We start from the raw sequence: 12,563 nt of genomic DNA, 5'->3' as shown, positions 1-12,563 counted from the left end.
ATGAGTAGCATTATTGGCAGAGCCAACTTATTGCTGACCACCTCCATAGGAGGTGGTGTTCATGCAAATATAAAAAATCCGGAAACGGGTGAGCATTTCCGGATTCTTACACAGCCACTGGATCGGTCAACCGCTCCTTAACTGATCGGCATTACAGCCTGGGTTGCCGTTTTGTTTTTTTACCTAGCGTTGTTCGTCCAGCTGTAACGCCACATACAGCAGCAGCCTGTCGTCAAAATTCCCCAGATCCAGCCCGGTAAGCTCAGAAATACGGTTCAGACGATATTCCAGCGTATTGCGGTGAATAAACAACGCCTTAGAGGTCGCCAGCGGCTGAACGTTATGGCGGAACCACGCGGAAAGCGTACGGCGCAGCAGACCATTATTGTCCATCGCTTTAAGCCGCTGCAGCGGGCGGGAAAGCTCATTGGCCTGCCAGCCACCGCGTAAACTATCGAGCAGAACCGGCAGCATCAAATCCTGATAGAAGTAGCTACGGCTTTCCGGCATGCGCTGTTTGCCCACCATCATGGTGGTGCGCGCAGTGCGGTAGGAGCGGGCGATGCTGCCCGGGCCGGTAAAGTAGTTACCCAGCGCCACGCGAAAACGCAGCTGACCGTTTTCTTTCATGCGCTGAATCAGTTGCTCAACGCGTTTACGATGATCTTCAGCATCCCAGCGGCCAAACTGGTTCAGCGCCGGTTTAAGTACCACCATCTCGGTCAGTGAGACAATCGCGATAAGGTTGTTACGCTCAGGCGTGGTCAGGGCATTTTGCAGTTGCTGGAGCTCAGCCATCGCGCTGTCCACACCCAGCTGTCCGCTGTCGACCTCCACCACGGCAACCACACGCGGCTGATTTAAATCGATACCCAGACGCTGCGCCCATTCGGTCAGCGCGGGTGTGTGCTCTTCGGCCTGAATCAGGTTCATAACCAGCTCTTCACGCAGACGGCTGTCCTGGGCCAGCAGGTGCATCAGGCGGGATTGTTCCAGCATCATTTCGGCGGTCATGCATACCAGCTCGCCGTATTTGCGCAACGACTCAGGCTCACCAGTCAGGCCGATAACGCCGACAATTTCCCCTTCCAGACGCAGCGGCAAGTTGATGCCCTGGCGGACACCATGCAGGTGGCGGGCAACGGCATCATCGATATCGACCACGCGACCCTGGGCCAGCACGAGCAACGCCCCTTCGTGCAATTCCCCAATTCGTTCGCGATCGCCACTACCAATGATGCGGCCACGTGCATCCATCACGTTAATGTTTGTATCGATGATACGCATCGTGCGCGCCACGATATCCTGTGCCATTTTAGTATCAAGATGCCAGCCAGCCATGTAACCCTCCCGTGAGCAGAGCACAAGCATATGGGAGAATATTACGGTGCGCACTGTGCAAATGCACAAACCAGGGGGCGGAAGTATGGAGTTGTGGAAGGCCTCACAAAATCTGAGGTGAGCACCCTCTTCTTCCGGGCGGAAAGAAGAGGGTTTATGCGGATTACTGCATCAGCAGATAGATTGAAGTATCACCACGTTGAATGTTTAACGCAAGGACAGAAGGCTTGCTGTCGATGATTTTGCGCAACTCGCCCAGGTTTTTAACCGGCTGCTGGTTCGCACCTACGATGATATCCCCTTTCTTGAGACCGATACGTGCGGCCGGCGTGTTGGCTTTCACCACGTTCACCACAACACCTTCTTCTTTGCCGTTGTTGCTCATCTCAGCGCCTTCAATGCCGCTGAAAATGTTGCCGGAATCAACCTGATTCTGGGTGCTCTGCTGCAGTTCGAGGCTCACGTTCACTGGTTTACCATCGCGTACCAGGCCCAGCTGTACTTTACTGCCGATAGGCATAGAACCGACTTCCGCACGCAGCGCAGCGAAGCTGCTGATCGGTTTACCATTCAGCGAAGTAATCACATCACCGGCTTTCACACCCGCTTTCGCGGCCGCAGAGTTCGGCATTACCTGGCTGACGAAAGCACCGCGCTGGGCGTCGACTTTCATCGCTTTCGCCAGTTCAGAGTTCAGCTCGGTACCCATGATACCCAGCTCGCCACGACGAACCTGGCCATACTGCACCATCTGCGCCGTCAGGTTTTTCACCATATTACTTGGGATAGCAAAACCGATACCGATGTTGCCGCCGTCCGGGGCGAGGATTGCGGTGTTGATACCGATCAGCTCACCGTTCAGATTGACCAGCGCACCACCGGAGTTACCGCGGTTAATCGCCGCATCGGTCTGGATAAAGTTTTCGTAGTTTTCTGCATTCAGGCCGCTACGACCCAGTGCAGAAACGATACCCGAGGTCACGGTTTCGCCCAGACCAAACGGGTTCCCGATAGCAACGGTATAGTCACCGACGCGCAGGGCATCGGAGTCCGCCAGCTTGATAGCGGTCAGGTTTTTCGGATCCTGAATTTGCACCAGAGCGATATCAGAACGCGGGTCTTTGCCAACGATTTTGGCATCGAACTTACGGCCATCGCTCAGTTGTACTTTGATGGAAGTGGCGTTATCTACCACGTGGTTGTTGGTCACCACATAGCCTTTCGCTGCATCAATGATGACACCGGAACCCAGCGCCATAAATTTCTGCTGCTGAGCTTCACCGCCCTGGCCACCCTGTCCGCCCTGCGCACCACCGCCCTGGCAGAAAGGTGAACTCTGGAACGGGGAACCTTCCTGACAGAACGGTGAGTTATCACCGAAGAACTGCTGGAAATTACGCGGCATACGCGGCGTATTAACCGTCGTGCTGCCTTCTACGTTAATGCTGACAACGGATGGCATGACCTGCTCCAGCATGGGGGCCAGGCTTGGCATCTGCTGTGAAGTCGGTGCTGATGACGCAGTCTCAGCCGCCATCGCGGACACAGGGGACAGCGCCAGGCCTAAAGCCAACGCCATTGCACTCATTGCTAAAGTCGTTTTTTTCATGTCTCTCAATCTCTTTACTGGTAACGCAAACGGCTGTGTATGTATCACTCAGAGTCGCTTTATAGCGTGAAGTTCCGGGATTAAGTTTTTGGAAAAAGTAAAAATTTATTGTCCGTCTTTACAATTCCCAACCTATTATTCCACCGCCATCAGGCGGCGGTATTCATCCCATGCATATAAATCTGTCATTCCGCTGATATAGTCCTGGATTAACCGACAGCGGTGATAATATTCCATTATCGCGAAGTCGGATTCTTCCCGGGATAATTTGCTCACGGCGTCAACGTAGGCCAGGCGATGGCGCGTTGATAACTTCTGGAACAGGCGCGATTCAATCGGGAAACGTCGCACCCGCTCTTTTTCCACCAGCTCTGAAAAATCCACCAGTGATAATTGTAGCAATGGCCGATAAATCTCCAACAGCCCACTAATGACGCGGTATCCCTGCAGCTCCAGTTGCTCAACATCGGGATGACTGAACACCTCTTTAATGGCGACATTTTTATAAAGTTCAAGGAGCTGACTGTAATCGCTGTCATCCTCCAGTAGCGCGTGATTGAATTCTCCGCTGAATATTTGCGACAAGTTGTCAATAAATCGCTGCGCCGCATAAGGCACAAGTTTATTTAACGTATTGACACGTAAATACATAAAGAACTGATCTTCAGCGCTGCGGCTTAATGAATTTGCGCGGGATTTCTCCCAGGCATTTTCCACCACCTGCGAGAACAACGAACCTTTGCTGTGCTCACCCCAGGCGTCATACAAATGCTGGTAAAGCTGCTCGACCGTAAAAATGCGTTTTTCCACCGCATCTTCAAGGTCGGCAACGCAATAGGAGATGTCATCCGCCGCTTCCATTATCCAGGTCAATGGGAAGCGACTGTAAGTATCGAGATCAAGTTCTTTACGCAGCCGCGCAACATAAGCCTCTTCGGAAAAATAAAAACCCGGCTTTTTCATTAAATAGCTGTGGGTGGATGGCGGCGGACCGCTCCACCATGCGGGGCGTGTATATTTTAAGATGCACCCCACCTGCGCCCATGTCAGGTTCATACGCATCAGGGTATGGACCAGGCGAATCCCCTGCGCATTTCCTTCGAAATGACTGAGATCCTGACGGACCTTGCGCCGTAGCGCGTTCAGCGTGTCTTCTCCTTCCCGCAGACGCAGCGCCACAACCTCACAGCGATCGTCCGTCAGCGGCTGGCTGGCGGCGTCTTCCGGCACGAGGCGATGGCGGAACCAGTCGTTGATCGCCGCTTCGCCAAAATGACCAAAAGGCGGGTTGCCGATGTCGTGCATCAGGCACGCCATTTCAACGATGCTTTCAAACGGCCCCGTCAGTTCATCCAGCCCGTAGGTTTCAAGCAGACGCAGCTCTTTCAGGCGGCTTAACACCTCTTTGGCGATATAACGCCCGACCTGCTGTACTTCCAGTGAATGGGTCAGCCGCGTGCGCACCGCCGCGTTGCGCTCCAGAGGGAAGACCTGCGTCTTTTGTTGCAGACGGCGAATTGCCGCCGAGTTGATTATCCGCCCGCGATCGCTTTCAAAAATGCGCAGGATTTCGCGCTCAGTTTTCACGCCCAGCGGCGAGCGATAGCGACGATGCCAGTTTATTTTTTTGCGAAAATCGATCTCAGCCATTTCCTCTCCTGTCAGCGAGGCGTCACGGGATATCATGCAATTGTGTATGCCATGATAGACTATGCCCTGAAAACGTTACCCTGTCTTATCACATTAGCGAGTATCTCCATGAAAATTGGCATTATTGGTGCAATGGAAGAAGAAGTTACGCTGCTGCGTGACAAAATCGAAAGTCGTCAGACGCTGACCATTGGCGGCTGTGAAATTTACACCGGTACGCTGAATGGTACAGAAATCGCCCTGCTGAAATCTGGCATCGGCAAAGTGGCTGCGGCAATGGGCGCAACCCTGCTGCTGGAACGCTGCAAGCCGGATGTGATTATCAATACAGGTTCCGCTGGCGGTCTGGCGTCAACCCTGAAAGTCGGCGATATCGTGGTTTCTGATGAAGCACGCTACCACGATGCGGACGTCACCGCCTTTGGCTATGAGTTCGGTCAGTTGCCGGGCTGCCCGGCGGGCTTTAAAGCCGATGAAAAACTGATTACCGCGGCAGAAAGCTGCATTAAACAGCTCAATCTGAATGCCGTGCGCGGCCTGATTGTCAGCGGCGATGCCTTTATTAACGGTTCCGTGGGCCTGGCCAAAATTCGCCACAACTTCCCGCAGGCCGTGGCCGTTGAAATGGAAGCAACCGCCATTGCGCATGTCTGCCATAACTTCGGCGTGCCATTTGTAGTCGTGCGCGCCATCTCCGACGTTGCCGACCAGCAATCCCACCTGAGCTTTGATGAGTTTCTGGTGGTTGCCGCGAAACAGTCCAGCCTGATGGTTGAGACCCTGGTGCAGAGCCTGGCTCGTGGCTAAACATCTGTTCAGGGCGCTGGCCGCCCTGCTTATTTTTGCTTCGGCGTGGCTTAACGCCGCGCCGCGCGTGATCTCCCTCTCCCCCGCCAATACCGAAATGGCCTTTGCCGCTGGTATCACTCCCGTTGGCGTCAGCAGCTATTCAGACTTCCCCCCTGAGGCGGAAAAAATCGAGCAGGTCGCCACCTGGCAAGGAATGAACATTGAGCGGATTGTGGCGTTAAAGCCCGACGTGGTCCTCGCCTGGCGCGGTGGCAATGCGGAACGTCAGGTCGATCAGTTAGAGCGGCTGGGCATCAAAGTGATGTGGCTGGATGCAGTTACCATCGAACAGGTGGCTGAATCTTTAGCCCAGCTTGCACAATACAGCCCGCATCCAGAACAGGCACAGCAGGCATCAGCCGAGCTGCTTGCCCAGTACCACGCGCTGAAAAAACAGTACGCCGGACAGGCAAAAAAACGCGTGTTTCTGCAGTTTGGTGGTGAACCGCTTTTCACCAGCGGTAAAGGATCGCTGCAAAACGAAGTGCTGGAACTGTGCGGTGGGGAAAATATTTTTGCTGCAAGCCGGGTTCCCTGGCCGCAGGTGAGCCGTGAACAAGTGCTGGCGCGCGAACCCCATGCTATCGTGGTAGCAGGAGATGCGAGTGAAATTCCCAAAATTGAACAATTCTGGCACAAACAGCTCGATATTCCGGTCATTCCGCTAACTGTTGACTGGTTTGAACGCGCGGGCCCGCGTATTATCCTCGCCGCTCAACAACTCTGCCCTGCCCTGGCGCAGGTGAAATAACCGGGGATTGAACCATGCTTGTCTACTGGCTGGATATTGTCGGTACCGCTGTTTTTGCCATCTCAGGTGTGCTGCTTGCCGGAAAACTCCGGATGGACCCTTTTGGCGTGCTGGTGCTGGGTGTGGTGACCGCCGTCGGTGGCGGCACGATCCGCGATATGGCGCTCGCCCACGGCCCGGTGTTCTGGGTTAAAGATCCGACCGACCTGGTGGTGGCTATGGTCACCTGTATGCTGACGATTTTGCTGGTTCGCCAGCCACGCCGCCTACCGAAATGGGTACTGCCGGTGCTGGATGCCGTGGGCCTCGCGGTGTTTGTCGGTATTGGGGTAAACAAAGCGTTTATGGCCGGTACCGGTCCATTGGTCGCCACGGGAATGGGCGTGCTGACCGGGGTTGGCGGCGGGATTATTCGTGATGTGCTGGCGCGCGAAGTGCCGATGATCCTGCGAACCGAAATCTATGCCACCGCCTGTATCGTTGGCGGCATTGTGCATTCAACAGCGACTTACGCGTTCGATGTGCCGCTGGAAACCGCCGCAATGATCGGGATGGTGGTCACGCTGGGAATTCGCCTTGCCGCCATACGCTGGCATCTCAAACTGCCGACATTTGCATTGGATGAGAATGGCAGATAGCAAAAAGCCGTGTCAGTGACACGGCTTTTTTGTGGCATCCGAACAGGAATCAGATGCTGAATGAGGATCCGCAACCGCAGGTGCTTGTCGCGTTTGGGTTCGTCACCACAAAGCGGGAACCTTCCAGACCTTCGGTGTAATCCACCGAACCGCCCACCAGATATTGCAGGCTCATCGGGTCAACCACAAGGCCTACGCCTTGCTTCTCAATGGTCATGTCGCCATCGTTGATCTGGTCGTCAAACGTGAAGCCATACTGGAAGCCGCTGCAACCGCCGCCGGTAATGTAGACACGCAGTTTCAGGTTCGGATTATCTTCATCCGCAATCAGGTTTTTTACTTTACTGGCTGCTGCGTCGGTAAACTGCAGCGGCAGCGCTACGTCATCACTCATTTTTTGCTCCCATTCATACTGCGATCTGGGCAAATAATAACCCGATCATTTTGGCTATTATCTATTACCCTGGTTATTCCTTCAAGTATTCTCCCCCCAGGGTGAGTATCCTTTCCGTGCGCAACACTTTTATCCTGTTCCAGGAATCCCTTAGAATAAGCCTTATTGTTTTTAACAAACCAGGAACGATTTCATGAGTAAGTCAGAAAACCTCTACAGCGCTGCACGTGAACTTATCCCCGGCGGCGTTAACTCGCCGGTACGCGCCTTCACCGGCGTTGGAGGCACACCGCTATTCATTGAGCAAGCTGACGGCGCTTATCTCTACGACGCCGACGGCAAAGCCTATATTGATTACGTCGGCTCCTGGGGTCCAATGGTGCTGGGCCACAACCATCCGACAATCCGCAATGCGGTGATTGAAGCCGCGCAGCGCGGCCTGAGCTTTGGCGCGCCGACCGAGATGGAAGTAAAAATGGCCGAGCTGGTAACGCAGTTGGTGCCGACCATGGATATGGTGCGTATGGTGAACTCGGGTACCGAAGCCACCATGAGTGCAATTCGTCTCGCACGCGGTTTTACCGGGCGCGACAAAATCATCAAATTTGAAGGCTGCTACCACGGCCACGCGGACTGCCTGCTGGTCAAAGCTGGCTCCGGCGCGCTGACGCTGGGTCAACCGAACTCTCCGGGCGTGCCTGCCGATTTCGCCAAACATACCCTGACCTGTACCTATAACGATCTGTCGAGTGTTCGCGAAGCCTTCGAGCAATATCCGCAGGAAATCGCCTGTATCATCGTTGAGCCGGTCGCCGGCAACATGAACTGCATTCCGCCGAAAGAGGGCTTCCTGCAGGGCCTGCGCGCGCTCTGTGATGAGTTCGGCGCACTGCTGATTATCGATGAAGTGATGACCGGCTTCCGCGTCGCACTGGCGGGTGCACAGTCTTATTATGACGTTACGCCGGACCTGACTTGTCTTGGCAAAATCATCGGCGGAGGGATGCCGGTTGGCGCCTTTGGTGGCCGCCGCGACATCATGGAAGCCCTTGCGCCGACTGGCCCGGTCTACCAGGCGGGTACGCTTTCCGGCAACCCGATAGCGATGGCTGCGGGCTACGCCTGCCTGACCGAAGTGTCACAGGTCGGCGTGCATGAAACCCTCAATGATCTGACGGCATCGCTGGCGGATGGTCTTCTTGAGGCCGCACGCGACGAGGGTATTCCGCTGGTGGTAAACCATGTTGGCGGGATGTTCGGTCTGTTCTTTACCGATGCGCCGGAAGTCACCTGCTATCAGGATGTGGTGGCATGCGATGTGGAACGCTTTAAGCGCTTCTTCCACCTGATGCTTGAAGAGGGCGTCTATTTTGCGCCGTCGGCTTTTGAAGCAGGCTTTATGTCTGTCGCGCACAGCGAAGACGATATCCGCAATACGGTTGATGCCGCACGCCGCGTGTTCGCGAAGCTGTAAATCGCTGATAACACAGGTGTCACCTTGCGTGACACCTGTGCGGGCTGACGCCCTCTCCCACGGGGAGAGGGCGAAAAATTATCGACTCTGCTTTCTCAGAATCGTACCCCGGATAAGGTGCTTGCGCCGCCATCCGGGACGTTCCCCGGTGAGTCTTCCGATTACCGACTCTGCTTTCTCAGCAAATAGATAAAATACGGCGCACCGATAAAGGTCGACAGCAGCCCCGCCGGCACCTGGTAGGGGAACATCATCATTCGCCCGCACCAGTCGGCAAACACCAGCAGCAAGCCACCAACCAGCGCAGACATCACGATATGCGGCATGGTACGGCGAAAGCCCATCATACGCGCGATATGCGGTGCCATCAGGCCGATAAAACTCAGCGGACCAATGGTCATTGTCGCGGTTGCCGTTAACGCCGCCGCCAGCAGCAACAGCCCAATACGTGATGTAGTCAGCGCCATCCCCACCGAGCGCGCCGTATCACCGCCCAGCGGCAATACCGTCAGCCAACGGCGGCACAGCGGCACCAGCGCCAACAACACAACCATCATCAGGCCCGTGCGAATGACCTGCTCAAAGGTCGCGTGGTAAGTTGAACCAGAGATCCAGGTCAGGATCTCCGCCATACGCGGATCGCCGCTCGCCTGCAGCATCATCAGCAGCATGGTAAATGCGGTGCTGAGTGCCATCCCGGCCAGCAGCATACGGTGCGGCGAAAAACCGCCGCGCCCGGCGGCGATCAGAATGATCAGCAGGGTAATGGCCGCACCCAGACTCCCGGCAGGCATCAGCCAGCCAAAGGCATTTCCCGGCACAAAGAACAGCATGACCACCACGCCGAAGGCCGCTCCGGAGCTGATCCCCAGCACTTCCGGGCTGGCCATTGGGTTACCCGTCAGACGCTGAATAATACACCCGGCCACCGCCAGCATGATCCCGGCGGTCAGCGCGGCGATAATACGCGGCATACGCCACGGCATCAGCTCATCGAGCATCGTACCGCTAATCCAGCGCCAGCCTTCTGCGTCGCGTCCAAACGCGAGTGCCACCAGCACGCCCAGCAGCAATACAACCAGCCCGGCGAGCGCAAACCACTGCACGTTCTGCCGCTCCGTGGGAACATGGTCCCCGACATCCATCGAGGGGGCGCTCATGCTGCGTAAACGCGGCAGCAGCCACAGCAGCAGCGGTGCGCCAATCAGCGCCGTCACGGACCCCGTCGAGACTTCCATCCACACGCGGGCAAGCCACAGGATGAGCTGGTCAGATAGCCAAAGGATCAGAGCGCCAATCAGCGGTGCCAGCATCAGGCGCGCCAGCAAACGCCGCGCCCCGAGCATTTTCGCCAGCAGCGGCGCAAACAGGCCGATAAACCCGATAATCCCGACCGCATTGACCAGCAATGCGCTGAGCACAATCGCCAGTGTGAGCGCCGCCAGACGCGCCATCGATAACGCAAGGCCGAGGTTACGGGCAACGCCATCATCCAGCCCCATCAGCGTTAACGGGCGCAGCAACAGCAGGGTCAGTACCACGCCGCCGATCAACTGCGGCCACAGGTGCTGCACGCCGCTCCAGTCGGTCTGAGTAAGCGTACCGGTACTCCAGAGGAACATGCTTTGCAACTCATCGTGGTGGAAAATCACCAACAGCTGATTCACCGCGCCGCAATACAGACTGACCACCAGGCCTGCCAGAATCAGTGTCACCGGCGAGAGCCGTTTGCCCCAGGCCACGCCAAACACCAGCGCCCCAACCACACAGGCCCCGGCCAGAGCGGCAAACTGTGTCGTCAATGCACCCGGCAACGCCCAGAGCGTGGTAACCGTAATACCTAACTGCGCGCCGGTAGAAACCCCGAGTGTCGTCGGCTCTGCCAGCGGGTTACGTAACACCTGCTGGAACAGCACGCCCACCAGCCCTAGTCCGGCCCCGACCAGCAGCGAAATCACCAGTCGTGGCAGCAGGCTGTAGTGGAACAGCATCTGTTCAATGACATCGACGCTGGGCGCAAAGAACGCCTGTCCCCACTGAGCGCGAGGCAGCGCGGCATTGAAATTCATCCAGGTTAGCCACGCCCCGGCGATAAATAACACCGCCAGCAAGATGACCGGCAGCAACGCAATCTTTCTTCTCATGCTTTGCCCCCGAGTGCGTTATCCAGCACGCGCACAAAGTGCATTGCGGAGAGGGTCGCGCCATAGAACCAGACGGCAGGCACGCGCTGGAATCGGCCTGAGCGTACAAACGGCATCGCCTGCCACAGCGGGGTCGCCATCAATTTACGCATCTCTGCCTCATTGCCATGGTCGAAGCACAGAACGTCGACGTCTTTATACATCGCCAGGCGGTCAATCCCCACGGCGGTACTGCCCCAGAAGGTGGTTTCCCCCTGCCAGGCATTACGAATACCAAACTCATCCAGCACTTCCTGGAACAGACAGTTCTGGCTAAAGACCAGCATGTGGCGCGCATCCAGTAACGTCATCAGCAGCAGCGGGCGTTCGCCACGCTGTTTGAAGTGCGGTTTTCTGTCGTCAATAAAGCTGTCGAACGTATCCAGATGCGCTTTTGCCGCCGCTTCCATATGGAACAGCTGCGCCATCTCGTTGAGGGATTTCCGTGCCGTCGCCAGCGGTTTCTTACCGTCGCTAAAGCTAAACCCCTGCCCCGGCGCGATTTTCGCCAGCACATCGGGTGAAGGGCCGTACCCGGCAGACCAGACAAGGAACGAGGGTTTCATCTGCGTCAGCAGTTCAAGATTGGGCTCCGTACGCAGCCCAACGTCAATCACCCCGGCGGGGAGCGCAGGCTCATTAACCCACAGGTTGTAATTGGGAATATCGGCAATGCCGTAAGGTTTGATCCCCAGCGCCAGCAGCAGTTCCACCGGCAGCCACTCCAGCCCAACAATGCGCTGTGTGTCGATCTCTGCGGACTGGGCGCTGCGCATCTGCCACAGCAAAGGGGAAAGTGCCATCATCGTCAACAGACGACGACGGCTAATCAGATTCAAGCCATCCATCAATAGACAAAGCTCACCGGGGCAGCGCCTGACGGGTGAGGAAGAATGCCCATCGGGATACCATAAATTTGTTCGAGAGTATCCGCACGCATCAGTGCGTCCGGCGTACCCTGGGCAATCATTTCGCCGCCGCGTAAGGCGACCAGATAATCGCAATAGCGTGCCGCCATATTGATATCGTGCAGCACGGCAATCACCGTCAGCCCGCGCTGCTGGCTTAAACGATGCACCAGCGCCAGCACGTCCACCTGATGAGCGATATCCAGTGCGGAAGTCGGCTCATCGAGCAGCAGACAACGGCTATCCTGCGCCACCAGCATGGCAATCCATGCACGCTGACGTTCACCGCCGGACAGGCTATCAACCAGACGGTGCGTCAGCGGTTTGAGTCCAACCAGCGTAATCGCTTCTTCGACTTTCTCTCTGTCAGCCACACCAAACCGGCCCAACGCGCCATGCCACGGATATCGACCAATCGCCACCAGTTCACGTACCGTCATCCCTTCCGCCTGCGGCAACTGTTGCGGCAGATAGGCCACCTTACGGGCAAAGGATTTACTGTTCCAGCTTGCCAGCGGTTGCCCGTCGAGCAGGACATCTCCATCCGAAGGCGGCTGATGACGCCCCAGCATTTTCAGCAGCGTGGATTTACCTGAACCGTTATGTCCGATAAGACCAGTGACTTTGCCGACCGGAAAGGTCAAAGAAAGGGGATACAGCAGCGTACGACCAGGCACACTGAAGGTAACGTCGGTGAGTTGAAACGTGGTATCGGGAAGCGCTTTGTTTTCCTGCATGAGTGCCAACTTTTAAGAGGGCACGGCGA

11 protein-coding genes are annotated in these 12,563 nt (G+C 56.2%); 4 read left to right on the top strand and 7 right to left on the bottom strand.

Going from position 1 to position 12,563, the window contains the following annotated elements:
* Nucleotides 1-183: 183 nt before the first annotated feature.
* From cdaR to dgt, 3 genes are all read right to left on the bottom strand, one after another.
* Nucleotides 184-1,341 carry a DNA-binding transcriptional regulator CdaR gene (gene cdaR, locus ACSZPU_RS06970; protein WP_039078427.1) on the bottom strand — a complete coding sequence of 386 codons (1,158 nt, stop codon included), beginning with the start codon at nucleotides 1,339-1,341 and terminating at the stop codon, nucleotides 184-186.
* Nucleotides 1,342-1,504: 163 nt separating this feature from the next.
* Entirely contained in the window at nucleotides 1,505-2,950 is a 1,446-nt protein-coding gene (gene degP / locus ACSZPU_RS06965; RefSeq protein WP_498996879.1) for a serine endoprotease DegP, read from the bottom strand.
* A gap of 135 nt (nucleotides 2,951-3,085) precedes the next feature.
* A complete protein-coding gene (gene dgt / locus ACSZPU_RS06960) occupies nucleotides 3,086-4,600 on the bottom strand; it encodes a dGTPase (RefSeq protein WP_498996877.1) in 1,515 nt (504 codons plus the stop codon).
* 108 nt (nucleotides 4,601-4,708) lie between these two features.
* On the opposite strand from dgt, the gene mtnN reads away from it, so the two are divergent.
* Genes mtnN through ACSZPU_RS06945 form a run of 3 tightly spaced genes read left to right on the top strand, consistent with a single transcriptional unit; the run spans nucleotide 4,709 to nucleotide 6,838 of the window.
* Nucleotides 4,709-5,407, top strand: coding sequence for a 5'-methylthioadenosine/S-adenosylhomocysteine nucleosidase (gene mtnN / locus ACSZPU_RS06955; protein ID WP_498996875.1), 699 nt, complete (start codon nucleotides 4,709-4,711; stop codon nucleotides 5,405-5,407).
* Nucleotides 5,400-6,200, top strand: coding sequence for a vitamin B12 ABC transporter substrate-binding protein BtuF (gene btuF, locus ACSZPU_RS06950; RefSeq protein WP_498996872.1), 801 nt, complete (start codon nucleotides 5,400-5,402; stop codon nucleotides 6,198-6,200). The genes mtnN and btuF overlap by 8 nt, the downstream gene beginning before the upstream one ends.
* Nucleotides 6,201-6,214: 14 nt before the next feature.
* Nucleotides 6,215-6,838, top strand: coding sequence for a TRIC cation channel family protein (locus ACSZPU_RS06945; RefSeq protein WP_498996870.1), 624 nt, complete (start codon nucleotides 6,215-6,217; stop codon nucleotides 6,836-6,838).
* A 49-nt stretch (nucleotides 6,839-6,887) separates the two neighbouring features.
* On the opposite strand, the gene erpA is transcribed toward ACSZPU_RS06945, so the two are convergent.
* A complete protein-coding gene (erpA, locus tag ACSZPU_RS06940; protein ID WP_039078421.1) occupies nucleotides 6,888-7,232 on the bottom strand; it encodes an iron-sulfur cluster insertion protein ErpA in 345 nt (114 codons plus the stop codon).
* Nucleotides 7,233-7,425: 193 nt separating this feature from the next.
* On the opposite strand from erpA, the gene hemL reads away from it, so the two are divergent.
* Complete coding sequence (gene hemL, locus ACSZPU_RS06935; protein WP_498996868.1) at nucleotides 7,426-8,706, top strand: glutamate-1-semialdehyde 2,1-aminomutase; 1,281 nt, start codon at nucleotides 7,426-7,428, stop codon at nucleotides 8,704-8,706.
* 161 nt (nucleotides 8,707-8,867) lie between these two features.
* Here hemL and fhuB read toward each other — a convergent pair whose 3' ends face one another.
* Genes fhuB through fhuC form a run of 3 tightly spaced genes read right to left on the bottom strand, consistent with a single transcriptional unit; the run spans nucleotide 8,868 to nucleotide 12,534 of the window.
* Nucleotides 8,868-10,850: a Fe(3+)-hydroxamate ABC transporter permease FhuB gene (gene fhuB, locus ACSZPU_RS06930; protein ID WP_498996867.1), complete on the bottom strand. Its 1,983-nt coding sequence runs from the start codon at nucleotides 10,848-10,850 to the stop codon at nucleotides 8,868-8,870.
* Nucleotides 10,847-11,737, bottom strand: a complete 891-nt coding sequence (gene fhuD / locus ACSZPU_RS06925) for a Fe(3+)-hydroxamate ABC transporter substrate-binding protein FhuD (protein WP_498996864.1) — start codon at nucleotides 11,735-11,737, stop codon at nucleotides 10,847-10,849. The genes fhuB and fhuD overlap by 4 nt, the downstream gene beginning before the upstream one ends.
* Entirely contained in the window at nucleotides 11,737-12,534 is a 798-nt protein-coding gene (gene fhuC / locus ACSZPU_RS06920) for a Fe3+-hydroxamate ABC transporter ATP-binding protein FhuC (RefSeq protein ID WP_498996862.1), read from the bottom strand. Before fhuC ends, fhuD begins: the two co-directional genes overlap by 1 nt.
* Between the last annotated feature and the right edge of the window lie 29 nt (nucleotides 12,535-12,563).

Source organism: Phytobacter sp. V69 (assembly GCF_965644215.1).
Lineage (GTDB): Bacteria > Pseudomonadota > Gammaproteobacteria > Enterobacterales > Enterobacteriaceae > Phytobacter.
Note: the sequence above shows the minus strand (reverse complement) of the source record. Positions and strands in the feature narration are given on the sequence as shown.